This window comes from Sulfitobacter sp. W074 (genome assembly GCF_025142275.1).
Classification (GTDB): domain Bacteria; phylum Pseudomonadota; class Alphaproteobacteria; order Rhodobacterales; family Rhodobacteraceae; genus Sulfitobacter; species Sulfitobacter profundi.
Genome location: NZ_CP081130.1, coordinates 1528609 through 1552524, shown reverse-complemented (window position 1 = coordinate 1552524; position 23916 = coordinate 1528609). Strand labels below are relative to the sequence as shown.

General features: G+C 64.8%; 24 protein-coding genes, 2 tRNA genes and 1 riboswitch. Of the genes, 23 read left to right on the top strand and 3 right to left on the bottom strand.

Annotated features, from left to right (window positions below; translation table 11 throughout):
- The first annotated feature begins 10 nt into the window (after window positions 1-10).
- The 13 genes from K3762_RS07675 to K3762_RS07615 all read left to right on the top strand — a co-directional run bounded on the left by K3762_RS07675 (window position 11) and on the right by K3762_RS07615 (window position 13214).
- Window positions 11-745: an ImuA family protein gene (locus tag K3762_RS07675; RefSeq protein ID WP_240791536.1), complete on the top strand. Its 735-nt coding sequence runs from the start codon at window positions 11-13 to the stop codon at window positions 743-745.
- Complete coding sequence (locus K3762_RS07670) at window positions 693-2180, top strand: DNA polymerase Y family protein (protein WP_132443742.1); 1488 nt, start codon at window positions 693-695, stop codon at window positions 2178-2180. The genes K3762_RS07675 and K3762_RS07670 overlap by 53 nt, the downstream gene beginning before the upstream one ends.
- Window positions 2180-5509 (top strand): error-prone DNA polymerase, encoded by a 3330-nt coding sequence (locus tag K3762_RS07665; RefSeq protein ID WP_132443646.1) that lies wholly within the window; start codon window positions 2180-2182, stop codon window positions 5507-5509. The genes K3762_RS07670 and K3762_RS07665 overlap by 1 nt, the downstream gene beginning before the upstream one ends.
- A gap of 111 nt (window positions 5510-5620) precedes the next feature.
- Window positions 5621-5717, top strand: a riboswitch (TPP riboswitch).
- Between the two features lie 66 nt (window positions 5718-5783).
- Window positions 5784-6587, top strand: coding sequence for a bifunctional hydroxymethylpyrimidine kinase/phosphomethylpyrimidine kinase (thiD, locus tag K3762_RS07660; protein WP_132443647.1), 804 nt, complete (start codon window positions 5784-5786; stop codon window positions 6585-6587).
- Complete coding sequence (locus K3762_RS07655; RefSeq protein WP_132443648.1) at window positions 6580-7560, top strand: FAD-dependent oxidoreductase; 981 nt, start codon at window positions 6580-6582, stop codon at window positions 7558-7560. Before thiD ends, K3762_RS07655 begins: the two co-directional genes overlap by 8 nt.
- Window positions 7550-7747 (top strand): sulfur carrier protein ThiS, encoded by a 198-nt coding sequence (gene thiS / locus K3762_RS07650; protein ID WP_132443649.1) that lies wholly within the window; start codon window positions 7550-7552, stop codon window positions 7745-7747. The genes K3762_RS07655 and thiS overlap by 11 nt, the downstream gene beginning before the upstream one ends.
- A 3-nt stretch (window positions 7748-7750) precedes the next feature.
- Complete coding sequence (locus K3762_RS07645; RefSeq protein WP_132443650.1) at window positions 7751-8512, top strand: thiazole synthase; 762 nt, start codon at window positions 7751-7753, stop codon at window positions 8510-8512.
- A complete protein-coding gene (locus K3762_RS07640) occupies window positions 8509-9105 on the top strand; it encodes a thiamine phosphate synthase (protein WP_132443651.1) in 597 nt (198 codons plus the stop codon). Before K3762_RS07645 ends, K3762_RS07640 begins: the two co-directional genes overlap by 4 nt.
- Window positions 9102-10064 carry a HesA/MoeB/ThiF family protein gene (locus K3762_RS07635; RefSeq protein WP_206054264.1) on the top strand — a complete coding sequence of 321 codons (963 nt, stop codon included), beginning with the start codon at window positions 9102-9104 and terminating at the stop codon, window positions 10062-10064. Before K3762_RS07640 ends, K3762_RS07635 begins: the two co-directional genes overlap by 4 nt.
- Before the next feature lie 36 nt (window positions 10065-10100).
- Entirely contained in the window at window positions 10101-11048 is a 948-nt protein-coding gene (locus K3762_RS07630; protein ID WP_132443653.1) for an ABC transporter substrate-binding protein, read from the top strand.
- Window positions 11045-11728, top strand: coding sequence for a TenA family protein (locus tag K3762_RS07625; RefSeq protein ID WP_132443654.1), 684 nt, complete (start codon window positions 11045-11047; stop codon window positions 11726-11728). The genes K3762_RS07630 and K3762_RS07625 overlap by 4 nt, the downstream gene beginning before the upstream one ends.
- The gene (locus K3762_RS07620; protein WP_132443655.1) at window positions 11725-12462 is read left to right on the top strand and encodes an ABC transporter ATP-binding protein; all 738 of its coding nucleotides are present in this window, start codon (window positions 11725-11727) and stop codon (window positions 12460-12462) included. The genes K3762_RS07625 and K3762_RS07620 overlap by 4 nt, the downstream gene beginning before the upstream one ends.
- The gene (locus tag K3762_RS07615) at window positions 12462-13214 is read left to right on the top strand and encodes an ABC transporter permease (protein WP_132443656.1); all 753 of its coding nucleotides are present in this window, start codon (window positions 12462-12464) and stop codon (window positions 13212-13214) included. The genes K3762_RS07620 and K3762_RS07615 overlap by 1 nt, the downstream gene beginning before the upstream one ends.
- A 22-nt stretch (window positions 13215-13236) precedes the next feature.
- Here the strand turns inward: K3762_RS07615 and K3762_RS07610 are convergent.
- Window positions 13237-13326 (bottom strand) — tRNA-Ser (locus tag K3762_RS07610).
- 169 nt (window positions 13327-13495) lie between these two features.
- On the opposite strand from K3762_RS07610, the gene K3762_RS07605 reads away from it, so the two are divergent.
- The 7 genes from K3762_RS07605 (at window position 13496) to K3762_RS07575 (ending at window position 20139) form a co-directional block, all read left to right on the top strand.
- A complete protein-coding gene (locus K3762_RS07605) occupies window positions 13496-14503 on the top strand; it encodes an SPOR domain-containing protein (RefSeq protein WP_132443657.1) in 1008 nt (335 codons plus the stop codon).
- Between the two features lie 22 nt (window positions 14504-14525).
- Complete coding sequence (locus K3762_RS07600; protein ID WP_132443658.1) at window positions 14526-15716, top strand: D-alanyl-D-alanine carboxypeptidase family protein; 1191 nt, start codon at window positions 14526-14528, stop codon at window positions 15714-15716.
- Window positions 15713-16357: a dTMP kinase gene (tmk, locus tag K3762_RS07595; RefSeq protein WP_132443659.1), complete on the top strand. Its 645-nt coding sequence runs from the start codon at window positions 15713-15715 to the stop codon at window positions 16355-16357. The genes K3762_RS07600 and tmk overlap by 4 nt, the downstream gene beginning before the upstream one ends.
- 47 nt (window positions 16358-16404) lie before the next feature.
- The gene (locus K3762_RS07590; protein ID WP_120350787.1) at window positions 16405-17517 is read left to right on the top strand and encodes a DNA polymerase III subunit delta'; all 1113 of its coding nucleotides are present in this window, start codon (window positions 16405-16407) and stop codon (window positions 17515-17517) included.
- Window positions 17518-17530: 13 nt separating this feature from the next.
- On the top strand, window positions 17531-18337 hold the full coding sequence (locus K3762_RS07585) for a TatD family hydrolase (protein WP_132443661.1): 807 nt from the start codon (window positions 17531-17533) through the stop codon (window positions 18335-18337).
- Window positions 18337-19146: an MBL fold metallo-hydrolase gene (locus K3762_RS07580; RefSeq protein WP_260012620.1), complete on the top strand. Its 810-nt coding sequence runs from the start codon at window positions 18337-18339 to the stop codon at window positions 19144-19146. Before K3762_RS07585 ends, K3762_RS07580 begins: the two co-directional genes overlap by 1 nt.
- A 63-nt stretch (window positions 19147-19209) precedes the next feature.
- Window positions 19210-20139, top strand: coding sequence for an AEC family transporter (locus K3762_RS07575; protein ID WP_067939491.1), 930 nt, complete (start codon window positions 19210-19212; stop codon window positions 20137-20139).
- A gap of 50 nt (window positions 20140-20189) precedes the next feature.
- On the opposite strand, the gene K3762_RS07570 is transcribed toward K3762_RS07575, so the two are convergent.
- Window positions 20190-20273 (bottom strand) — tRNA-Leu (locus K3762_RS07570).
- Between the two features lie 134 nt (window positions 20274-20407).
- Between K3762_RS07570 and K3762_RS07565 the strand changes: the two genes are divergently transcribed.
- On the top strand, window positions 20408-20929 hold the full coding sequence (locus K3762_RS07565; protein ID WP_067625769.1) for a Hint domain-containing protein: 522 nt from the start codon (window positions 20408-20410) through the stop codon (window positions 20927-20929).
- On the opposite strand, the gene K3762_RS07560 is transcribed toward K3762_RS07565, so the two are convergent.
- The gene (locus K3762_RS07560) at window positions 20926-21780 is read right to left on the bottom strand and encodes an NAD(P)H-hydrate dehydratase (RefSeq protein ID WP_260012617.1); all 855 of its coding nucleotides are present in this window, start codon (window positions 21778-21780) and stop codon (window positions 20926-20928) included. The two genes, K3762_RS07565 and K3762_RS07560, sit on opposite strands and share 4 nt — an antisense overlap.
- 211 nt (window positions 21781-21991) lie before the next feature.
- Here K3762_RS07560 and K3762_RS07555 point away from each other — a divergent pair, with 211 nt between their 5' ends.
- A complete protein-coding gene (locus K3762_RS07555) occupies window positions 21992-22330 on the top strand; it encodes a P-II family nitrogen regulator (RefSeq protein ID WP_067266338.1) in 339 nt (112 codons plus the stop codon).
- Between the two features lie 49 nt (window positions 22331-22379).
- Window positions 22380-23786, top strand: coding sequence for a type I glutamate--ammonia ligase (gene glnA / locus K3762_RS07550; protein WP_067625776.1), 1407 nt, complete (start codon window positions 22380-22382; stop codon window positions 23784-23786).
- Window positions 23787-23916: the final 130 nt, after the last annotated feature.

Below are 23916 nucleotides of genomic sequence, written 5' to 3'. Positions count from 1 at the left end.
GGAGTCGTGCATGACAACCGATTCTACATATGGGCAGGTCCTTACCCTGCCGCGGCGCCGTCCGTCGACACCCCCCGAACCGGGGGTTCTGGCCGCACATGCGCCGCTGACGGATGTCTTTCCGGGGGCCTTCGCCACGGCCCCGGCCAGTGCCTTCGTGCTGTCGCTGCTGCCGCGTGGCAAGGGGCCGGTGCTTTGGGTGCAGGACTTTCTGTCGCGGCGCGAGAATGGGGCACCCTATACGCCCAGCTTGCGCGGTTTCGGGCTGGAACAACCGGTGCTGCTGGTCACCGTCAACCACCCGCGCGACGTGCTTTGGACGATGGAGGAAGGGGCCGCCTGTGCGGGGCTTTCTGCCGTGATCGGCGAGGTGCACGGCGGGCCGGAGGTGCTGGATTTCACCGCCACCAAACGGCTCTCGCTTCGGGCCGAGGCCTCAAATGTGCCGCTCTATCTCATTCGCAGCGGCGATCCCGGCGGCTTGAGCGCGGCGCGGATGCGGTGGCGCATTTCCTCGCTGCCCTCTCAGGCCCATCCATACGATGCACAGGCCCCCGGCGCAGCCCGCTGGGATTTGGAACTGTTTCGCGCGCGTGGCCATGCGCCGGGGCGTTGGGTGGCTGCCCATGACCCCGACAAAAGCCAAAGCCCCCGCGCCGCGGATCGTCTCCGTCTGGTTCCCTATGCTGACGATGGAGCGGTGGCGCCGGGTGATCGCCCAATACCGCAGCGTTCCGGGGGATGAGGTGCCGGTCGTCCTGTCGCGCGACGGAACCCATGGGCCGGTGGTCCATGGGCTGAGCGCTGCCGCCACGATGCGCGGAATCGAGGCGGGCGCGCGGGTGGTCGATGTGCAAGCGATCCACCCCGATCTGCATGTGGAGCCCGCCGATCTGGAGGGCGATGAGGCGCTGATCCAACGGCTGGTGCATTGGGCGCGGCGCTGGTGCCCTTGGACGGCGCGGGATCAGGACCATGGCCTGCTGCTGGACGTGACCGGCTGCACCCATCTGTTCGGCGGAGAGGTCGCCATGCTGCGCGACATCCGCAGCCGTTTTGCGCTACAGGGGCTGACCGCGCGGGTCGCCATGGCCCCCACTCCCGGTGCCGCGCAGGCACTGGCACGCTTCGGCTCCGGCGCGCAGATCTGCGGGGCTGAGGACGTGGCCACCGCCCTCGCCCCCCTGCCCGTCGCCGCCCTGCGGCTGGATGCCCAGACCACGCGGCTCTTGGACCGTCTGGGCCTCAAGACCATTGGCGCGCTCAGCGATCTGCCCCGCGCCGCCCTGATGCGCCGCTTCGCCAGCCTCAAACCTGCACGCAACCCGCTGATCCTGCTGGACAAGGCGCTTGGCACCGCGCCCGACCCGCTGAACGCCCCACCCGATCACCGCCACTTCATGACCCGCAGCCGCTTGCCTGAGCCGGTGATCGACCCCGCCCCGCATCTGCCCGCGCTGGTCGATGACCTCTGCACCCTTCTGGCCCGCGCCGAGCTTGGCGCGCGGCGGTTGCGCCTGACCATCTACCGCATCGACGGCGATTGGCGCGCCCTTGGGGTGGCGACAGCGCGGGCCAGCCGTGACCCCGCGCATCTGCGCAGGCTGTTCAACGGCAAACTGGAAAACATCGACAGCGGCTTCGGCTTTGACCTGCTGACGTTGGAGGCGCTGACCAGCGAACCGCTGCCGCTGATGCAAGACCACCTCGACGGCAAACGCGACCCTTCGGCGGATGTGGCCGGGCTGCTCGACCGGCTCGCCGCGAAGCTGGGCGCGGACAAAGTCAACTGGCCGCAGTGGCGCGAGACCCATAAGCCCGAACGGGTGGAGCAACGTGTCGACGCCCTGCACGGCACGCCTACAGCCGCACCCGCCTTGCTGCGCGACCGTCCGCTGCGTCTGCTGACCCCCGCCGAAGAGGTGCGCGTGATCTATGCCGTGCCCGAAGGCCCGCCCTCGCAGTTCAACTGGCGGCGCGTCACCTATAAAACCATGCGCCACACCGGGCCGGAACGCATCGCGCCGGAATGGTGGTGCGACCGCCCCGGCACCCGGCTGCGCGATTACTACAAAGTCGAGGTCCAGGGCGGCCAGCGTTTCTGGCTCTACCGCGAGGGGGTGATCTATGACGGTCGCGGGGCCGAGCCGCGCTGGTTTTTGCATGGGCTCTTTGCCTGATGCCCGAGCAGGAAGGACATAAGCGCCGCACCTTGGGCGAAGACGGTTTTGCCGACCCGCCGCGGGCGGCCTATGTCGAGTTCGGACTGGCCAGTTGCTTTTCCTTCCTGCGCGCCGCCTCGGACGCCGTGGACCTGATCGAGATGGCCTATCACCACGGCTATGACAGCCTCGGCATCGCCGATCACAACACGCTGGCGGGCGTGGTGCGGCTGCATGTGGAGGCGGAAAAGGCCCATATCCGCCCCCTGATCGGCGCGCGTCTGGCGCTGCTTTGTGGGACCGAACTGCTGGCCTATCCGCAAGACCGCGCCGCTTATGCGCGGCTTTCGACGCTGCTGTCGGCGGGCAAGATGCAATCTATAGACGGCGAATGGCAGCAAAAGGGTGAGACCCATCTGACGCTGGAGATGCTGAGCCAACACGCCGAAGGGCTGCATCTGATCGTCATGCCGCCCGAGAACCTTGACGTCTTTGCCGCTGGCCTGCCGCGTCTGGTGAAAGCACTGCCGGGGATGCGGCATGTGGGCGCAAGCTTCCTTTATCGTGGCGATGACCGGGCGCGGATCAACCGCTTGGACGCACTGGCCCGCGCCCATGGGCTGAGGATTTTGGCCACCAACGATGTGCTCTACCACGCGCGCCACCGGCGGCCCTTGCAGGATGTGATGGTGGCGATCCGCGAGGGCGTGATCGTGCCCAAGGCGGGCTATCTCTTGGCCGCCAATGCCGAACGGCACCTGAAATCGCCCGAGGCGATGCTGCGCCTCTTCGCCGACTGGCCCCATGCCATCGCCGAGACGCGGCGTCTGGCGGACAGGATCACCTTTCGCCTCACCGATCTGGCCTACGAATACCCACATGAGATCGTCCCCGAAGGCCGCAGCCCGATGGAGGAACTCGCCCGCCTCACATGGGAGGGCGCGGCGCGGCGCTACCCGCAAGGCGTGCCCGAGGGGGTAGAAAAGACCATCGAAAAGGAATTCGCGCTCATCGGGTCGAAAAAGATCGCCCGCTATTTCCTGACCATCTACGACATCGTGCGCTTTGCCCGCGAGGAAGCTGAGCCGCCGATCCTCTGCCAAGGGCGCGGCTCGGCGGCCAATTCGGCGGTCTGTTTCTGCCTCGGCATCACCTCGGTCGACCCGGCGGTGCATAACCTGCTGTTCGAGCGGTTCCTTTCCGAGGAACGCGATGAGCCGCCCGACATCGACGTCGATTTCGAGCATGAGCGGCGCGAAGAGGTCATCCAATACATGTACGGCAAATATGGCCGCCACCGCGCCGGGCTCTGCGCCACGGTGATCCACTACCGCCCACGCTCGGCCATTCGCGAGGTCGGCAAGGCGATGGGGCTGTCGGAAGACGTGACCTCAAAACTCGCGGGCACGATCTGGGGCAGTTTCGAGGGCCAGATGGACGATGACCGCGCCCGCGAGGCGGGGTTGGACCTGTCAGATCCCTATCTGCGCATGGTGCTGAAACTGGCCTCCCAGATGATCGGCATGCCGCGCCACCTGAGCCAGCACGTCGGCGGTTTCATCCTGACCGAACGCCCCCTGACCGAGATCGTCCCCATCGGCAACGGCGCCATGCCCGAGCGCAGTTTCATCGAATGGGACAAGGACGACATCGACGCGCTGCAAATCTTCAAGGTCGATATCCTCGCCCTTGGCATGCTCACCTGCATCGCCAAATGCTTTGATCTGATCGAGGCGCATTACGACCGCCCGCTGGAACTGGCCACGGTCCCGGTGGAGGATCACGAGGACGACGCCACAGGGCGACCCACCTACGACATGCTCTGCCGGGGCGACAGTCTGGGCGTCTTTCAGGTCGAAAGCCGCGCGCAGATGGCGATGCTGCCGAAGCTGCGCCCCCGCGTGTTCTATGATCTGGTGATCGAGGTCGCCATCGTCCGCCCCGGCCCGATCCAAGGCGACATGGTCCACCCCTACCTGCGCCGCCGCCAGGGGATGGAGAGCGTCGTCTACCCCGCCCCCGGCCCGGCCTATCCGCAGGACGAGTTGTTCAGCATCCTCAGCCGGACGCTGGGCGTGCCGATCTTTCAAGAACAGGCGATGAAGATATCCATCGACGCGGCACAGTTTTCCCCGACCGAGGCGAACGAGCTGCGCAAGGCCATGGCCACCTTCCGCTCGCGCGGGACGATTGAAAAGCTACAAGACAAGATGGTGGGCCGGATGACCAACCGCGGCTATGACCCGGTCTTTGCGCAGCGCTGTTTTGACCAGATCAAGGGGTTCGGCGAATATGGCTTCCCCGAGAGCCATGCGGCGAGTTTTGCCAAGCTGGTCTATGTGTCCTCATGGATGAAATGCCACTACCCGGCGGCCTTTGCCTGCGCGCTGCTGAACTCGCAGCCGATGGGGTTTTACGCCCCCGCCCAGATCGTGCGCGACGCCCGCGAGCATCAGGTCGAGGTGCGCGCGGTTGATGTGAATTACTCCGACTGGAACTGCACGCTGGAGCCCTGCGGCGACGGTTTTGCCCTGCGGCTGGGGCTGCGCATGGTGGACGGGTTGCAGGAAAAAGCCGCCGCGCGGATCATGGACCGGCGCGAGGCGCCTTTTGCGGATGTCGAAGACCTCAAGTCTCGCGCCGGGCTCGATGCCAAGGCGATCCGTCAACTGGCCGCCGCCGACACGATGCGCAGCATGGGGATCGACCGGCGTCAGGCGCTCTGGCAGGCCCAAGGGCTGCGCGACGCGCCCGCCTTGCCGATCTTTGACCATGCGGAGGCCGCGGCTCAGGGGCCGGAGCCGGAGGTCACCTTGCCGGTGATGCCGAAGGCCGAACAGGTCGTGGCCGACTACCAAACGCTGCGCCTGTCGCTGAAGGCGCATCCGATGTCCTTTTACCGCTCCAGCCTCGCCGCGCAGGGGTTTGCTTCGGCCCGCGATTTGGCACGCATGGGGCATGGGCGACGGGTCAAGCTCGCCGGGCTGGTGCTGGTGCGGCAAAAGCCGGGCAGCGCCAAGGGGGTCTGTTTCATCACGCTGGAGGATGAATGCGGCGTGGCGAACCTCGTGATCTGGCCTAATATGTTCAAGCTTTACCGCCCCACGATCATGGCCGCGCGGCTGCTGGTGGTCGAAGGGCGCGTGCAGACCGACGGGCGGGTGATCCATGTGGTGGCCGACCGGCTTAAGGACCGCTCTGACAGGCTTGCTTCGCTGTCGGACGCACCGATGCCCGGCATCACCACGCGGGGTGATCACCCGACCCATCCGCTGCCCGGTCAGGTGGCGATGCATAGCCATCCGCGCGACGCGCGTGTGATCCCGAAGTCGCGGGATTTTCATTAACGAATCTTCATGTATTTGATGAAGTGTGACTCGCAAATAGTTGATACAGAACGACAACTCATAAATTAACCATCACCAGTTGACCCTGCCAGCCCGCCTCGCTAGCCTGCCCGCAATCCGTTGGGGTGCCGCAAGGCTGAGAGGTGAAAACCGACCCATCGAACCTGATCCGGGTCGTACCGGCGTAGGGAACGGAACCAAGCATCGGCCCCACGCGGCCCGTCGTTTATCCCGTATCCACACGCCCTTGGCCCATCTAACACATGGGGGCCAAATGGCTTTTCAAGCACTGACGATTGCGGGGTCCGACAGCGGCGGCGGGGCGGGGATTCAGGCCGATCTGAAGACCTTCAGCGCGCTTGGCGTCTATGGGGCCAGCGTGCTCACCGCCGTGACGGCGCAGAACACACGCGCGGTGACCGGGGTTGAGATGATCTCTCCCGCGATGATCCGGGCGCAGATGGCGGCGGTCTTTGACGATCTGGCGATCGGTGCGGTGAAAATCGGCATGTTGGGCGATCCTGAAACGATCACTGCCGTGGCCGAGGGGCTGGCGGGCTGCGCCGCGCCTGTGGTGCTCGACCCGGTGATGGTGGCAAAATCCGGCGATGCGCTGCTCTCTGCCGAGGCGGTGGCGACACTGCGCGACCGGATGCTGCCCTTGGCCCATGTACTAACGCCAAACCTGCCCGAGGCCGCACGGCTGCTGGACAGGCCGGAAGCCACCAATGAGGCCACCATGCTGGAACAGGGCCGCGCCCTGCTCTCTGCCGGTCCCGGCGCGGTGCTGATGAAGGGCGGGCATGGCAAGGGGGAGACCTGCGTCGATCTGCTGATCACCGCGGCTGAAACCCTGCGCCTTTCCGCGCCCCGCCAGCACACCGCCAACACCCACGGCACCGGCTGCACCCTTTCCGCCGCCATCGCCGCGGGGCTGGCGCGGGGGCAAACGTTGCCGCAGGCCGTGCAGGCTGCGCATGCCTATCTGCAACGCGCCATTGCCGCGGCGGATGCGCTGAACATTGGGCATGGCCACGGCCCGGTGCATCATTTCCACGCGGTTTGGCCCCATGAGTGACGTCACCATCATCGGCGCAGGCGTTGCGGGGCTTTGGGCCGCGCGGGCCTGTCTGGCGCAGGGGCTGCGGCCCCGGTTGGTCGACCGCAAAGGCACGCCCGGGCCGCATGGCTGTTCATGGTGGGCGGGCGGGATGCTCGCCCCCTTCTGCGAAGGCGCGCTGAGCGAGCCTGCGGTGGTGACCAACGGGCGGCGTGCCGCGGCGCTCTGGTCTGAGATCACCGAGGTCACCCATAGGGGCACGCTGGTCCTCGCCCCGGAACGGGACCGCGCTGAAATCCAGCGGTTCGCCGACCGGACCGACGGCCACACCCCTTGCGACGCCGAGGCCATCGCGGCGGTCGAGCACGAGCTTACCGGGCGTCATCGGCGCGGGCTGTTCTTTGAGGAGGAAGCGCACCTGAACCCGCGCCAAGCCCTGCATGATCTTACCCAAACGCTCGCCGCCCATGGGGTGAAGGTCGAGCCCACGCCCCTCACCCCATCCAAGGTCGCAGGCCCGGTGATCGACTGCCGTGGCATGGCCGCCAGCGCCGACCTACCCGGCCTGCGGGCGGTGCGCGGCGAGATGATCTTGCTGCGCGCGCCTGAGATCACCCTCACCCGCCCGATCCGCCTGCTGCACCCGCGCCACCCGCTCTATGTGGTGCCGCGCGGGAACGGAATTTATATGCTGGGCGCGACCCAGATCGAAAGCGCCAGTCGCGCCCAAATGACCGCGCGCTCGGCGCTGGAACTGCTCTCGGCGGCCTATGCGCTCGACCCGCGCTTTGCCGAAGGCGAGATCATTGAGATGGGCGCCGACCTGCGCCCCGCCTTTGCCGACAACCTTCCCGGCATCGTGCAACGCGGCGCAGTGCTGCATCTTAACGGATTGTTTCGGCACGGGTTTCTCATGGCACCGGCCTTGGCAGAACAGGCCGCAGCCTTTCTTGCAACAGCGACAACAGGGGATTTATTCCGTGAAAATTGAAGTGAACGGCGAAGCGCGTGAGGTCACTGCCACGCGGCTTAACGCGGTCTTGGTGGAGCTTGGCTGGGGCGAAGCCAAGGTCGCCACCGCACTCAACGGCAATTTCGTCCCCGCAGGCGCGCGGGGCGCGACGACGCTGAGCGATGGCGACCAGCTCGAAGTGCTCAGCGCCATGCAGGGGGGCTAAGCGATGCGCGACTTTTACGGCATTTCGCTGCCCCTGCCGCTGATGCTGGGCACCGCGCGCTATCCCTCGCCCGCGGTGATGGAGGCCGCCTTTCGCCAAAGTGCCGCCCCGGTGGCAACCGTTTCCCTGCGCCGCGAACAGGGTGCGGGTCAGGCGTTTTGGGATATGGTGCGCGGGCTCGGCGTGCATCTGCTGCCCAACACTGCCGGTTGCCATTCGGCGCGGGAGGCGATCACCACGGCACAGATGGCGCGGGAGTATTTCGGGACCAATTGGATTAAGCTGGAAGTTATCGGCCATGCCGACACCCTGCAGCCTGACCCCTTCGGCTTGGTTGAGGCCGCCGAGGCGCTTTGCGCCGATGGGTTCGAGGTTTTTCCCTACACCACCGAGGATCAGGTGCTGGCCGGGCGGCTGGTCGATGCGGGTTGCCGGGTGCTGATGCCTTGGGGCGCGCCGATTGGGTCAGGGCTGGGGCTGAACAACCTGCACGGGCTGCGCAGCCTGCGGGCCGCATTTCCGGAGGTGGCCATGGTGATCGATGCGGGCCTTGGCCTGCCCAGCCATGCCGCACAGGCGCTTGAGATGGGGTTCGACGCGGTGCTCCTCAACACCGCCGTCGCCGAAGCCCGCAACCCCGCCGCCATGGCCGAGGCCTTTGCGCTGGCCTGCCGCGCGGGCGCGCTTGCCGCCGCCTCCGGCCCGATGGGCCAGCGCGATATGGCGATGCCCTCCACCCCCGTGATCGGAAAGGCTTGGCTATGACCCTGCCGCGTTTTTATCCCGTTTTTGACAGTGCTGCATGGGTTGCGCGGGCGGTGCCCTTGGGCGTCAAGCTGGTGCAGTTGCGCATCAAAGACGCGCCGCATGACCTGCTGCGGACCGAGATCACCACCGCGCTTGACCTTTGCCGCCAATACGGCGCGCAGTTGGTGGTGAATGACCATTGGGAACTGGCCATTGAACTGGGGGCCGACTGGCTGCATCTGGGTCAAGAGGATCTGGACACAGCCGACATCCCCGCGATCCGGCGCGCGGGAGTGAAACTGGGCCTCTCCACCCACGACCACGCCGAACTTGACCGCGCGCTGGCCCTCTCCCCCGATTACATCGCCCTTGGTCCGGTCTATCCGACCATTCTGAAAAAGATGAAATGGACCGAACAGGGCCTCGATCGGCTGACCGAATGGAAGGCGCGGATCGGTGACATCCCGCTTTGCGCTATTGGCGGCATGTCGGTCGCCCGTGCGCCGGGGGCCTTTGCCGCCGGGGCCGACACGGTGGCGGCGGTCACGGATATCACACTGAACGCCGACCCCGACGCGCGGATGCGCGAATGGCTCAAGGTGACGGCATGAGCCGCTACGCCCGCCAGACCATTCTGCCGCAGGTCGGTGCCGAGGGGCAGGAACGGCTTGCTGCCGCGCGTATGCTCGTTGTCGGTGCCGGGGCACTGGCGGTGCCGGTGCTGCAATACCTCGTCGGGGCCGGTGTGGGGCGCATCACGCTGGTCGATGGCGATGTGGTGGCCGAGAGTAACCTGCACCGCCAACCGCTCTACCAAATGGGCGATATCGGCAGGCCCAAGGTCACCGCCGCGGCAGAGGCGATGGCGGCGCTGAACCCGGAGGTGACGCTCACCCCGCGTGCCGAATGGCTTACCCCCGCCAACGCCCCCGGATTGCTGGCGGAGTGCGATATTGCCCTCGACTGCGCGGACACTTTCGCCGCCAGCCTGACGCTTTCGGATCTGTCTTTGGCGCAAGGCAAGCCGCTGATCTCGGCTTCGGCGCTTGGGATGTCGGGCTATGTTGGCGGCTTTTGTGGGCCTGCCCCCTCTCTCCGCGCGGTTTTCCCAGATTTGCCGCAGACGGCGGCCACCTGTGCCACGGCGGGCGTTTTGGGCCCCGTGGTGGGAGTAATCGGCGCGGCGCAAGCGCAGATGGCGCTGTCGGTGCTGCTGGGGCTGTCGCCTTCTCCGCTCGGGCAGCTGATGATCTGGGACGCCGCACAATGGCGGATGTCGGGCTTTCGCTTTGACAGCGCTCCCGAACCTGCGTCGCCCGTAAATTTCATCGCCGAGAGCCAGATCGCCCCGCGCGATATGGTTATCGACCTGCGCGCCGAAGCGCCCGCGCCCTTCTCAGCCCAAGCGCGCCATGTCCCCCCCGAGGCGCTGCCGGACCTGCCGCTGCCCCCACACACACCGCGCATCGTGCTCGCCTGCCGCACCGGCCTGCGCGCGCATCACGCGGCCAACACCCTCCGCGCCCGCTGGCCGGGAGAAATCGCCCTGCTGGCCCTGCCCGGTGCCTGACCCTTTCTTGAACAAAACCACAAAATGGAGCCTTTCGTGAAACACATCCTTACTCCCCTCGCCCTGACATTGATCGCCGCCCCGGCCTTGGCCCAAGACAAGATGACAGTCATGCTGGATTGGTTCATCAACCCCGACCACGGGCCGATCATTCTGGCCGAGGAAAAGGGCTATTTCACCGAAGCGGGGCTGGAGGTTGAACTGATCTCTCCCGCTGACCCGAACGATCCGCCGCGCATGGTGGCGGCAGGCCGGGTCGATCTGGCGGTCTCCTACCAGCCGGAACTGCATCTCGCCCAGCGCGAGGGGTTGGACCTGCGCCGCGTGGGCACCTTGGTCGAGACCCCGCTGACCTGCCTCGTGGTGCGCGCCGACGGGCCGGTCAAAGAGATGGCCGACCTCAAGGGCCGGAAAGTGGGTTTCGCCGTGGCAGGCGTGCAAGAGATGCTGCTGGACGCGATGCTGAGCCACCATGGCGTGGCCCCCTCTGAGGTTGAGCAGATCAATATCGGCTGGTCGATCTCGCCCGCGCTCATGTCGGGTCAGGTCGACGGCGTAATCGGCGCGTTCCGCAATTTCGAGCTGAACCAGATGCAGATCGAAGGCCATGAGGGCCGTTGCTTTTATCCCGAGGCCGAAGGCGTGCCCGCCTATGACGAGCTGATCTATGTCGCCCATGCCGAGGATATGGACCGCAAGATGATCGCGCGCTTCCTGCGTGCCACCGAACGTGCCGCGGCCGATATCGTCAACGATCCGGCTGCCAGCGGTGAGACCTTTTTTGCCTCCGATGCCGAGTTGCGCAACGAGCTGAACACCCGCGCATGGGAAGACACATGGCCGCGTTTCGCCACCCGCCCCGCCGCCGTGGATCATGGGCGCTACGACCGGTTCGAGGCTTTCATGCAGGAAAGCGGTGTGGTCGAGACCGTGATCCCCGCCGCTGATCTGGTGGTCGATGTCACCGCGCAGGCCAAGCCATGACGGCACCCGACTACGGCGATGCCTTTGCCGCATGGCGCAGCGGCGCCGGAGAGGCGTGGCGGGACTACACCCGCCATGCCTTTGTCGAAGAGCTGCGCGCGGGGACGCTGCCACAGGCCAGCTATCTGCACTATCTAGGGCAGGACTATGTCTTTCTGATCCATTTCGCCCGCGCATGGGCGCTGGCCGCAGCCAAGGCGGAAACGCTGGATGAGATGGCCGCAGCCAGTGCCACGGTTCATGCGCTTGTTCATGTAGAGATGCCACTGCATGTGGAAACCTGTGCCCGCCAAGGCATCGACCGCGCCACGCTTGAGGCCACGGCAGAGGCACCGGGCAACCTCGCCTATACACGCTATGTTTTAGAGGCGGGCTATTCCGGTGATTTCCTTGATCTGATGGCCGCACTTGCGCCCTGTGTGTTGGGCTATGGTGAGATTGGGTTGAGCCTTCGGGGCAATGATGGCCCCTATGCCGATTGGTGCGCCGTCTATGGCGGCGAAGATTACCAAGCGCTTTGCCGGGATGTTGGTGCTTTGATCGACGGCGCATTGCGGCGGCGTCTGAGCGCGGAATGGAAAACACTGCCGCGCGCCAAAACCCTGCAAGAGCGTTTCAATACCGCGACCCGGCTTGAGGTTGGTTTCTGGGGCATGGCGCTTGCGCCCGCCGCACCATGACAGCGCCTGCAATTCATCTGTCAGGCGCGCTGCAGGGGGCCGCTGCCCCCTTGATCGACAGGTTCGATGTCACCCTCAGGGCGGGGCAATGGAACGTGCTGCTCGGCCCGTCCGGTGTTGGAAAAACGTCGCTGTTGCGACTTCTGGCGGGCCTGCCCTCTGCCGCCCGTCTAAACGGGCGCATCGCAGCCGATGACGATCGGCCCCTCGCGCCCCGCGTCGCGATGATGGCGCAGGATGATCAGTTGCTGCCATGGGCGAGCGCCATGGAAAATGTCACCATCCCCGCCCGCCTGCGTGGAGAGCGCGCGGTTCCTGACCGCGCCACTGCGCTTTTGGCCGAAGTGGGCCTCGCCGCCGAAGGGGGCCGCAAACCCGCCGAGCTTTCCGCCGGTCAGCGCCAGCGCGTCGCCCTTGCGCGTACCCTCTACGAAGATCGCCCCGTTGTCCTGCTGGATGAACCCTTCTCTGCCCTCGACGTGGTGACCCGCCTTAAAATGCAAGACTTGGCGGCGCGGCTGCTTTGCGGGCGGACTGTCGTGCTGATTACCCATGACCCTGCCGAAGCCCTACGGCTGGCCGATCATGCGTGGGTCGTGAGCCGCCAAGGGATCACCCCCTGCAGCCTGCCCGAAGCGCGTCCACCGCGCGAGATCGACGCGCCTGAGACCCTCGCAGCCCAAGCCGATCTCCTCCGCCGGATGGGGCTGGCCGCACCCGCGCAGGTCGCTTGATGGCGCATGTGGGGCATAGACTATGGCGCGGCGCGGTATGCTTTGCGCTTGCTCTGGCGATTTGGCAGCTTGTGGTCACCCTCAGCGGGGTGCCGCGTTTCATCCTGCCGGGGCCATGGCTTGTCGTGCAGGCGCTGGGCGTGAATGCCGCGCTGCTGTGGCAGAATGCGCTGTGGTCGGCGGGCAATCTGGCACTTGGGTTGGGCGTGGGGATTTTTTTGGGCATTGAGACGGCGCTGCTGCTGACCCTTTCGCGCCGCGCGCGCTGGTTGCTGCGCCCGATGCTGGTGGTGGCACAAGCCGTGCCTGTCTTCGCGCTCGCCCCGGTCATCACCCTCTGGCTTGGTTACGGCATGCCGTCCAAGATCGTCACCATCGCGCTTGTCACCTATTTCCCCATCGCCTCTGCTCTCTTCGACCGGCTGATGGCGCTGCCTGCGGGCCTGAGCGATCTATCGCGTCTCTCCGGCGCCAACCGTTGGCGCGAAACGCTGCTGCTGCGCCTGCCCCATGCGGTGCCCGGCCTGATCTCGGGCCTGCGTCTCGCGGTGGTCTACGGCCCCCTTGCCGTGCTGATCGGCGAATGGGTCGGATCCTCCCGCGGCTTGGGGCATCTGATGCTGATGGCCAATGGCCGCGGCCAAACCGCTCTGATGTTCGCGGCGTTGATCGTGCTGGCGGCGCTGTCTTTGCTGCTGTGGACCGCGGTCGAAGCACTGGCCCGCTGGGCGGCACGGCGGTTTTATCTGTAAGGGGCTGCGATCTGGGGTATGGTGGCGGAGGAGGTGGGATTCGAACCCACGGTACGCTCTCACGCACGCCGGTTTTCAAGACCGGTGCATTCGACCACTCTGCCACTCCTCCGCAGCACGCTCCTCCTAGTGCGCCCAGATTGATTCGGCAAATGCACATTTTCGCGGCCAGACGCCCGCTGCCCCTTGGGGAAATTCGCCGATCTGCCCTGCGCGGTCTTTTCAAGGGCCGCTCGGTCGGGTTACTCTGCGCCAAAGCCCCTTTCAGGGGGGCGAAGGGCGTGCCGATCCAACGGCGCGACATTCTCGCGGGACATGGGTCGCGGCGCGCGACGACAGCAGGCAAGGACATCGAAGGCATGAGCAGGGACAATCAACCGTTGCGCATCAAGAAAAGCCGCGCAGCGGGCTTGGGCGTGGGCATTTTGGCGCTTGGTTTGCTGGCTGGCTGTGAAGGCGGCGATTTCAAACTTCCCTTCGGCGCGAATGAGGGTGCCAGCGCCCCGCGCAGCACCTCAACCAAACTGGTCGAGCGCGATGTCGAAGCGCCTGAAGTGTTCTCGGCCACGGATGAGGGTCTGTGGGACGGACGCCCTTCGCTTGGCGGGGTCTGGGTCGCGCATCCAGATGTGACCGAGCCTGAGCGCGTGATCGTGCGCAATGAGGCGAACGGCAAATTCGTGATCGGCGCGCTGTTTCGCCGTGAGCGGGAACTGCCCGGCCCGAAATTGCAGATTTCCTCGGACGCTGCCGCAGCACTTGGCATTCTGGCGGGCGCCCCGGCCCCGCTGAACGTGACCGCCCTGCGCCGCGAGGAAAGCGCCGCCTCTGAGGAGAGCTTTGAGGCGGAAAACACCGGCGATGCCGCTGGCACGCTTGCCGCCCCTGCCCCCGTGACGGCCACGGCATTGGAGCCCGCCGCGACCGCGTCGGCCAGTACGGCGGCCAGCACGGCGGCCAATTCAACGTCCACCGCCACAGCCAGCACCACCCCGGCGGCCAAACCGCCAGTCGCCGCGGCCCCGAAACCGGCGCGAACGGCGAGCGGTGCCAAACTGTCCAAACCCTTCGTGCAACTGGGCATCTTCAGCGTTGAGGCCAATGCCACCCGCACTGCCAAACAGATGCGCGGCGCGGGCATGGTGCCCACCGTCAAACAAAGCGCGATCAACAACAAACCCTTCTGGCGCGTGGTCATCGGCCCCGCCACCAGCCAATCCGAACTCGACGCCCTTCTTAAAAAGGTCAAGGCCGAGGGCTTTACCGACGCCTACGCCGTGTCGAACTGACAAACCGGAGGAAATGCTTCCTATGATCCGCCTTTTTGCTGCCGCCGTGGCGCTGGTGCTGACGCTCCAGCCTGCCGCCGCCTTCGATACCCGCGCCACTGCCGCCTATGTGCTGGACCAGACCACCGGCACCGTGCTGCTGGCCAAAAACGCGGATGAGCCGCTGCCGCCTGCGTCGATGTCCAAGCTGATGACGCTCTACATGGCCTTTGAGGCCGTGGAACGCGGCAAGCAGAACGGCGGGCTCGACCTTGTCGAAAAACTGCCCGTGTCCGAACATGCCATGTCCTATGGTGGCTCGACCATGTTTCTCGACACCACCGACCGCGTCTCTGTCGAAGACCTGATCCGGGGCATCATCGTGCTCTCGGGCAACGACGCCTCCGCCGTGATCGCAGAGGCGCTGAGCCCCGATGGCACGGAATACGGCTTTGCCCGGCTGATGACACAGCGCGCGCAGCAGATGGGGATGACCAATTCCACTTTCGCCAACTCCAACGGCTGGCCGCAGGCGGGGCATCTGATGTCGGTGCGCGACCTTGGGTTGCTGGCCAACCGGATCATCTCGGACTACCCGCAGTTCTACCCGCTCTTTGCCGAACGTGAGTTTGCCTTTGATGGCCGTGCGCCGCAGAACAAGACCAACCGCAACCCGCTTTTGGGTCTCGGCATCGGCGCGGACGGTCTGAAAACGGGCCACACCAGCGAAGCGGGCTATGGTCTCGTCGGTTCGGCCAAACAGGGCGACCGCCGGGTGATCTTTGTGCTGTCGGGCCTCGACAGCGCCGCTGCCCGCGCGCAGGAGGCTGAATCGGTGGTCAACTGGGCCTTCCGTCAGTTCACGCAGCGCAATCTGGGCGCGGCGGGCAGCCGCATCGCCGAGGCGCCTGTTGCCCTTGGCACGACCCAATCGGTCGGGCTTGAGCTGAAGGACGATCTGTCGATGCTGGTGCCCGTCACCGGCGGGGATGAGATCGAAGCCGAGGTGATCTATACTGGCCCGTTCCAAGCGCCGATCAGCAAGGGCGACGAATTGGGCGAACTGGTGGTCGACCGGGGCGAATTGCCCGCCATGCGCGTGCCGCTGGTGGCCTCCGCCTCCATCGCGCCGGGGGGGTTCATGGTTAAAATGACCGCCGCCGCGCTGCATCTGATGAACCGCCTTAACGCGGGGCCGCAGGCGACCCCTGACGTGGAAGCGGAAGCTTCGTGACCAGCGTAGAGAAGGCCCGCGCGCCGGGCCTCTTCGTGACGTTCGAAGGCATCGACGGGTCCGGCAAATCCACCCAAGCGCGGCTTTTGGCAGACCATCTGACAGCGCAGGGCCATGACGTCGTGCTGACCCGCGAACCGGGCGGCAGCCCGGGGGCCGAAGAAATCCGCGCGCTGGTGTTGCAGGGCGATCCCGATCGCTGGTCGGCTCAGACCGAAATCCTGCTTTTTACCGCCGCCCGCCGCGACCATCTGGAGCGGACCATTCGCCCCGCCCTGGAGGCAGGAAAGATCGTCATCTGCGACCGTTTTGCTGACAGCACGCGGATGTATCAGGGCCTCTCGCGCGGTGATCTGCGGCAGATGGTGGACGATCTGCATGCGCTGATGATCGGGGTCGAGCCTGACCTGACCCTGTTGATCGACATGGACCCGGCCAATGGGCTGGAGCGTGCCCTCTCGCGCCAGACGGCGGAGGAGCGGTTTGAGGATTTCGGCGTGGAACTCCAAGCGAAGATGCGGGCCGGTTTTCTGAGCCTTGCCGAAGAATTCAGCGACCGTTTCCAAGTGATCGACGGGGGCCGCGATATTGACAGCGTTGCGCGTGATGTGACCACGACCGTGACCGCCCATTTGGGGTGATCGCCCTGCCCGCTTCCCTCTGCGGCGAAACATGCTAGACCGAGGCCATGACAGACGACGCCCCCCAGCCAGACCGTGTGGAAGGTGCCCGCCACCCGCGCGACACGCCGAAACTGATCGGCCAAAGCGCAGCCGAGGCCGCCTTTCTCGACGCGTTTAACAGCGGAAAATTGCACCACGCCTGGATGCTGACCGGCCCACGCGGCGTCGGCAAAGCGACGCTGGCATGGCGCATCGCGCGGTTCCTTTTGGCCACGCCCGACCCCGATGGCGGCATGTTCGACCTGCCCCCGGCTGACACGCTTGAGATCGACCCCGAGCATCCTGTCGCCCGCCGTGTGGCCGCCGGGGCCGAAGCGGGGCTGAAATCCGTCACCCGCACGCTGAACCCCGACACCAAGAAAATGCGCAAGCAGATCGTCGTCGATGACATCCGCGCGCTAAACGGGTTCTTCCAGATGTCCGCCGCCGACGGGGGCCGCCGCGTGGTCATCATCGACGACGCGGATGAGATGAACCCCAACGCCGCCAATGCCTTGCTCAAGATGCTGGAAGAACCGCCAGAACGGGCCATCCTGCTGCTGCTGAGCCATCAACCCTCCAGCCTGTTGCCCACCATTCGCTCGCGTTGCCGTACGCTGCGGCTTGGCACGCTCGACGCGGACCAGATGGCCGAGGCGTTGGCCGGCTCGGGGGTGGAGGTCGAGGGCGACCCCGGAGCGCTGGCCGAGCTTTCCGGTGGGTCGGTCGGCGGCGCGCTGCGCCTGTCGCTGATGGGCGGGGTCAAAACCTATGCCGATCTTGTGGGGCTGATCTCTTCGCTGCCGCAACTCGACCGGGGCCGCGCCATCAAGCTGGCCGAAGCCGCAGCACAGCGCGGGGCCGAAGCCAAGCTCGACCTGCTTTTTACCCTGCTCGACCTGCTGTTGGTCCGTCTGGCACGCACCGGGGCCACTGGTGCGCCGCCTGCGCGAGCCGCCTGCCCCGATGAGATCGCCGTGCTGCAACGTCTCTCGCCCAGTCCCGCACAGGGCCGCGCTTGGGCCGATGCCGCGCAACAGATATCCGACCGCGCCCGCCATGGACTGGCGGTGAACCTTGACCCTGCCGCGCTGGTCCTAGATACCCTGCGGCAGATAGGCCAGACGGCGCCGCGATAGCCGAAAGGACAGCATGACCGACACGCCCCACATCACCGACAGCCATTGCCACCTCGACTTCGAGAGCCTGCAAGAAGACCTGCCCGCCGTCATCGCCCGCGCCGCTGACGCAGGCGTCACGCGCATGGTCACCATCTGCACCCGGCTAAAGAATGAGCCCGCCGTGCGCGCCATTGCCGAGGCGCATGATCCGGTGTTCTACGCCGCGGGCACCCACCCGATGTCCGCCGCCGAAGAGCCGCTCGCCTCGGTCGATGAGTTGCTCGCCCTGACCCGCCACCCCAAGATGGTCGGCATCGGTGAGACCGGCCTTGATTACCACTACACCGCCGAGAGTGCGGAGGTGCAAAAGACCTCCCTGCGCATCCATATCGCCGCGGCGCGGGAAAGTGGCCTGCCGTTGATCATCCACGCCCGCGATGCGGATGACGACATGGCCCGCATCCTGCGCGAGGAACATGCGCAAGGTGCCTATTCCTGTGTCATGCATTGCTTCTCCTCCTCGGCTGAACTGGCCCGCGCGGCGCTGGACCTGGGGTTTTACCTGTCGATGTCCGGCATCACCGCCTTTCCCAAGTCGCAAGATCTGCGCGATATCTTCAGCCAAGCCCCGCTAGACCGTATCTTGGTGGAAACTGACGCGCCCTACCTCGCGCCGCCCCCGCATCGGGGCAAGCCGAATGAGCCCGCCTTCACCGCCCATACCGCCCGCCGCGCGGCAGAGACCTTTGGCCTCGACTTCGCCGATTTCGCGGCCCGCACGCAGGCGAATTTCGAGCGGCTCTTTGCGAAAGCCGCCGCTTGGGAGCCCGCGCGCTGATGGCTGAGCTGCGGGTGACCATATTGGGCAGCGGCTCTTCCGGGGGCGTGCCGCGGATCGGCGGCCACTGGGGGGACTGCGACCCGAATGAGCCCAAAAACGCCCGCCGCCGCTGCTCGATCCTTGTGGAGCGGGTGACGGATGCGGGCACAACCACCGTTCTGATCGACACCTCCCCCGACATGCGCAGCCAACTTCTCGACGCGGGCGTCGGACGGCTTGATGCGGTGATCTACACCCATGCCCATGCGGACCACGTGCACGGGCTGGATGACCTGCGCATGGTGGTGATGAACATGCGCGCCCGCCTGCCGGTCTGGGCCGATGCGCCCACGCGGGACGCGCTGATCGAGCGCTTTGGCTATGCTTTCGTGCAGCCCGAATGGTCCAGCTATCCGCCCATCCTCGACATGCATGACATCACCGGCGAAGTCCGCATCGACGGCCCCGGCGGCACGCTCGAATTCGCGCCCTTTACCGTGACCCACGGCAATATCGACGCGCTTGGCTTTCGCTTTGACGATATCGTCTATTTGCCCGATGTCTCGGCCATTCCCGAGGACTGCTGGCCGATGATGGACAACCTGCGCTGCTGGATCGTCGATGCGCTGCGCCGTGACCCGCATCCAACCCATAGCCATTTGGCACAGACGTTGGAGTGGATCGCCCGCGTGGCCCCACAAACCGCCGTTCTGACCAATATGCACAACGATCTTGATTACTACACCGTCGCCGCAGAGACGCCGGATCATATTCAACCGGCCTATGACGGGCTGACCCTTCATTTCCCCCTTCCTCATTCAGACTAGGCGGCGCCGGGCGCAGGCCAGAGGGTCGGCGCCCCCGGCGAGCCCCCAAAAGGCCCCTTTTAAGTGCAAACTCTTTTAGACGTTATTCTGCCGGTCTTTCTGGTCATCGGCTTTGGTTACGTGGCAGTCTGGCGCGGGCTGTTCCCCGTCTCTGGCATCGACGGGGTGATGAAATTCACCCAAAATTTCGCCATCCCCTGCCTGTTGTTCCAAGCCATTGCCCGCATTGATCTTTCCAGCAGCTATGACCCGCGTCTTCTGAGCAGTTTCTACGGCGGAGCGGCGCTGTGCTTTGCGCTTGGCATCCTCGGCGCGCGGGTGCTCTTTCGCCGCGATTGGGAGGACAGTGTGGCGATCGGGTTTTGTTGCCTGTTTTCGAACTCGATCCTCTTGGGCCTACCGATCACCGAACGCGCCTATGGGCCAGAGGCGCTGGCCGGGAACTATGCGATCCTGTCGTTCCACGCGCCCTTTTGCTATGGCTTGGGCATCACGGTGATGGAGTTCGTGCGCAACCGCGGGCAATCGGGCCTGTCGCTGTTGCGCAACGTCAGCCGCGCGATGTTCCGCAACGCGCTGGTGATCGCGATCCTTGGGGGATTTGCCGTCAACCTCAGCGGCTTGCCGATCCCCGGCGTGGTGGATGACGCGCTGTCGCTCATTGTCCGCGCCGCTCTGCCTGCCGCCCTCTTTGCGCTTGGCGGGGTGCTGCTGCAATACAAGCCCGAAGGCGACATGAAAGCGATCCTCATGGTCTGCGCCATCGCCCTCTTGGTACATCCCGCGCTGGTCTGGAGCTTTGGCACCATGTTTGACCTGCCGCAGGCGGGATTTCGGTCCGGCGTGCTAACGGCGGCCATGGCACCGGGGTTCAACGCCTATATTTTCGCCAATATGTACGGCCGCGCGCGCCGTGTCGCGGCAAGCTCCGTGCTGATCGCGACGGGCAGTTCGATCTTGACGGTATGGCTTTGGTTGACGGTTCTGGGTTGAACGAAAGCGTCCGCGAAAAGCCTGAAATATCCGTCATTTAAGAGGGGAAGTGGTGCGGGTGAAGGGACTCGAACCCCCACGCCATAGGCGCCAGAACCTAAATCTGGTGCGTCTACCAATTCCGCCACACCCGCACTGCACCAACCGGTGCCCGCGCTGATTAGCAAACCCGCGCGGCAGATGCGAGAGCAAAAAAGCACAAGACATTAACCAGATGTTTGCATATGGTTGGTGATACCTGAGGCAGGTACAATAGAAAGAGACGCCCATGAAACCGAATACGGTCGGGTGCGTAGGCGACAACGATCGCCGTGGGGGGCAGTTTTCCCCATTTGCTGCGCTGGACACCGGTCTTGTGCAGGGCGCCCTAATTCTGACGCTGGACGGTGAAATCCCGGTTGAGTTCCTCTCGGTCGGGGATCGGGTCATCACGCGCGACAGTGGCTTTGCCAAAATCCTCCATATTCAACGCACGACCCGCAAGGTGCGGCGCATCGCGCTGGCGGCAGGATCGCTGGGCCACACGCGGCCCGAACGCGATGTGCAGCTCGCCGGGGATCAGATGCTGCTGGTGCGCGATTGGCGCGCGCGGGCGCTTTTCAACTCCGAACGCGCCTTGGTCGCAGCGCGCGCATTGGTCGACGAGGAATTCATCACCGATCTGGGTGAGGAAGAGACGACGTTGATCCAGATTTTCTGCAACGGCCCGCATATCATCTATGCCGATGGGCTGGAGCTTGGCACCGCCGATGCCGCTCGCGCCCGCGGCGCGGTGCTGCACGCCGCTTAGACCCCCAAGTCGCGCAACACCTGTGGCATCAGGTCCGGCAGGTCCTCAGCGATCAGCCCCGGCCCGTGCAGCAACGCCGCTTGCACATGCTTCCATGTGGCGAGGGTGGCCGCCTCTACCGGTGCGACCCCCCGCGCGAGCAGGCCGGTAATAAGCCCCGCCAACACATCGCCCGCCCCCGCAGTGGCCAACCACGGTGTCGCGCGGTCTTGGGTCGCACGGTGACGCCGCAGGTCCCCCTCTGGCGTGGCGATGATCGTCTCTGGCCCTTTCAGCAAGACCACGCACCCAAATCGCACGGCAGCATCCCGGGCGGCCTGCGCTTTGGCGCCCTGCCCCTCAGCCTTGGCGGCCTCCGCCAAATCGGGGGCCAGTCGGGCGAACTCTCCCATATGGGGGGTCAGGACGCAGCCGGGGTGAAGGGCGGCGCGCAGATCAGCGTCTTGCGACAGCAGGGTGATCGCATCGGCGTCCAGAACAACATGGGGCGCGGCAAGGGCGGCCTTGACCATCTCCGCCGCACGCGCCCCCAATCCCAAGGCGGGACCAAGACAAAGCGCGTTGATCCGGCTGTCTTTCAACGCCTCCGACAACGCCGCGCCATCCGGCACCCTTTGCAGCATGATCGCCGTGACCTGCATCGCCGTTTCAAGCTGCGCCGCTGGCGGCACGCCCAATGTCACAGCCCCGGCGCCGATCCTCAGTGCCGCGCGCGCCGCCATCCGTGCGGCACCGGTCTGGCCCGGCCCGCCGGACAGGATCAGCGCATGGCCGTGGTCGTATTTATGCCCCGGCTGCTTGCGCAACAGTGCAACATCAAGGCTCTCGCGGGTGATCTCGGAAATGGTCATGCAATGGGATCTAGCAACTGCCGCCCAAAGGTACAGCCTCAGACCGATTCACGAATGCTTATTTATTAGGCAAGGTGCGCAAATTCTCAGCGCCCCTTGGCAAATGCATCCGCCGCGCCATGTTACCCCCTGCCCGGCGCTGGACGTTACGCGGGCAGGATGCTCTGTCGAAACCAGAGCACAAATGCGCGGGAATTGTCAGGGGAATACCATGAAAAAGATCGAAGCCATCATCAAGCCGTTCAAACTCGACGAAGTCAAAGAAGCCCTTCAAGATGTGGGCGTTCAAGGCCTCAGCGTGATTGAAGTAAAAGGCTTCGGCCGTCAAAAAGGCCACACCGAACTCTACCGTGGTGCGGAATATGTTGTAGATTTCCTTCCCAAAGTGAAGGTGGAAGTGGTATTGGATGACGATCAGGTCGATGCCGCTATTGAGGCCATCGTCGACGCCGCCAAAACGGAGAAAATCGGTGACGGCAAAATCTTCGTTTCCCCTGTAGAACAAACAATTCGCATCCGTACCGGTGAATCCGGTTCAGACGCACTTTGACATCGGCCTTCGGGCCCAGACTACGAATAGACCATAAAGGACCTACACGATGGATACCCAGGAATTCCTGAGCAAAATCAAAGATGAAGGCATCGAATATGTCGACATCCGCTTCACTGACACCCGCGGCGCCTTGCAGCACGTTACCATCGTAAGCGATCTGGTCGACGAAGATTTCCTCGAAGAAGGCTTCATGTTCGACGGCTCGTCCATCGCAGGTTGGAAAAGCATCGAAGCCTCCGACATGAAGCTGATGCCCGACGTCAGCACCGCCTATGTCGATCCCTTCTATGCAGAAACCACGATCTGTCTGCATTGCTCCATCGCCGAGCCCGACACCGGCGAAAGCTATGAGCGTGACCCCCGCGGCACCGCCGAAAAAGCCGAAGCCTATCTGCGCTCCTCCGGCATCGGCGACAATGCCTACTTTGGCCCCGAGGCCGAGTTCTTCCTTTTCGACAACGTCAAGTTCTCGAACCAGATCAACAAGGTATCTTACGAAGTTGACGCATCCGACGGCTCGTGGAACTCCGACACCGATTATGAAATGGGCAACATGGGCCACCGCCCGGGCCTCAAGGGCGGCTACTTCCCGGTGAACCCGGTGGACGAAGCCCAAGACCTGCGCGCCGAGATGCTTTCGACGATGAAGCGCCTTGGCATGAAGGTCGACAAGCACCACCACGAAGTTGCGTCCTGCCAGCACGAACTGGGTCTGATCTTTGGTGAATTGACCGAACAGGCGGACGAAATCCAGAAATACAAATACGTGGTCCACAACGTGGCTCATGCCTATGGCAAGTCGGCCACCTTCATGCCCAAGCCGATCTTTGGCGACAACGGCTCTGGTATGCACGTGAACATGTCGATCTGGAAAGACGGCAAGCCGCTGTTTGCAGGCGACAAATACGCCGACCTCAGCCAAGAAGCGCTGTGGTTCATCGGCGGCATTCTGACCCACGCCAAATCGCTCAACGCCTTCACCAACCCGACGACCAACAGCTACAAGCGTCTGATCCCGGGTTTTGAAGCCCCCGTTCTGCGCGCCTATTCCGCGCGTAACCGGTCGGGCTGCGTGCGTATCCCATGGACCGAAAGCCCCAAAGCCAAGCGCGTTGAGGCCCGTTTCCCCGATCCGGCGGCGAACCCCTATCTGGCCTTCTCGGCCCTCTTGATGGCTGGCCTTGACGGCATCAAGAACAAGATCGATCCGGGCGAGGCGATGGACAAGAACCTCTATGACCTGCCCGCAGAAGAGCTGGCGGACATCCCGACAGTGGCCGGTTCGCTGCGCGAAGCGCTGGACGAACTGTCCAAGGACATGGACTACCTGCTGGCCGGTGACGTGTTCACCCGCGACCAGATCGAAGGCTATATCGGGCTGAAGATGGAAGAGGTTCTGAAATTCGAACAGACCCCACACCCCGTCGAATTCGGCATGTACTACAGCTGCTGATCCATCCCCGCCCTACCGGGCGATTGGAGAAATTAGAAAGGGCGCGGTTCATTCCGCGCCCTTTTGCATGCCCCCCCCCGGAACAGAGCCTCCCGTGCCGCGTTGGCTTGGCAGAGCAGCGAGAGAGGGG

Coding starts and splice junctions, on each gene's coding strand:
- K3762_RS07555 (WP_067266338.1), top strand. CDS start 21,992: ATGAAAAAGATCGAAGCCATCATCAAGCCGTTCAAACTCGACGAAGTC.
- K3762_RS07625 (WP_132443654.1), top strand. CDS start 11,045: ATGACGGCACCCGACTACGGCGATGCCTTTGCCGCATGGCGCAGCGGC.
- K3762_RS07590 (WP_120350787.1), top strand. CDS start 16,405: ATGACAGACGACGCCCCCCAGCCAGACCGTGTGGAAGGTGCCCGCCAC.
- K3762_RS07600 (WP_132443658.1), top strand. CDS start 14,526: ATGATCCGCCTTTTTGCTGCCGCCGTGGCGCTGGTGCTGACGCTCCAG.
- thiD (WP_132443647.1), top strand. CDS start 5,784: ATGGCTTTTCAAGCACTGACGATTGCGGGGTCCGACAGCGGCGGCGGG.
- K3762_RS07560 (WP_260012617.1), bottom strand. CDS start 21,780: ATGACCATTTCCGAGATCACCCGCGAGAGCCTTGATGTTGCACTGTTG.
- K3762_RS07640 (WP_132443651.1), top strand. CDS start 8,509: ATGACCCTGCCGCGTTTTTATCCCGTTTTTGACAGTGCTGCATGGGTT.
- K3762_RS07585 (WP_132443661.1), top strand. CDS start 17,531: ATGACCGACACGCCCCACATCACCGACAGCCATTGCCACCTCGACTTC.
- K3762_RS07565 (WP_067625769.1), top strand. CDS start 20,408: ATGAAACCGAATACGGTCGGGTGCGTAGGCGACAACGATCGCCGTGGG.
- K3762_RS07675 (WP_240791536.1), top strand. CDS start 11: ATGACAACCGATTCTACATATGGGCAGGTCCTTACCCTGCCGCGGCGC.
- K3762_RS07580 (WP_260012620.1), top strand. CDS start 18,337: ATGGCTGAGCTGCGGGTGACCATATTGGGCAGCGGCTCTTCCGGGGGC.
- K3762_RS07620 (WP_132443655.1), top strand. CDS start 11,725: ATGACAGCGCCTGCAATTCATCTGTCAGGCGCGCTGCAGGGGGCCGCT.
- K3762_RS07645 (WP_132443650.1), top strand. CDS start 7,751: ATGCGCGACTTTTACGGCATTTCGCTGCCCCTGCCGCTGATGCTGGGC.
- K3762_RS07635 (WP_206054264.1), top strand. CDS start 9,102: ATGAGCCGCTACGCCCGCCAGACCATTCTGCCGCAGGTCGGTGCCGAG.
- K3762_RS07655 (WP_132443648.1), top strand. CDS start 6,580: ATGAGTGACGTCACCATCATCGGCGCAGGCGTTGCGGGGCTTTGGGCC.
- K3762_RS07665 (WP_132443646.1), top strand. CDS start 2,180: ATGCCCGAGCAGGAAGGACATAAGCGCCGCACCTTGGGCGAAGACGGT.
- K3762_RS07670 (WP_132443742.1), top strand. CDS start 693: ATGGAGCGGTGGCGCCGGGTGATCGCCCAATACCGCAGCGTTCCGGGG.
- K3762_RS07615 (WP_132443656.1), top strand. CDS start 12,462: ATGGCGCATGTGGGGCATAGACTATGGCGCGGCGCGGTATGCTTTGCG.
- glnA (WP_067625776.1), top strand. CDS start 22,380: ATGGATACCCAGGAATTCCTGAGCAAAATCAAAGATGAAGGCATCGAA.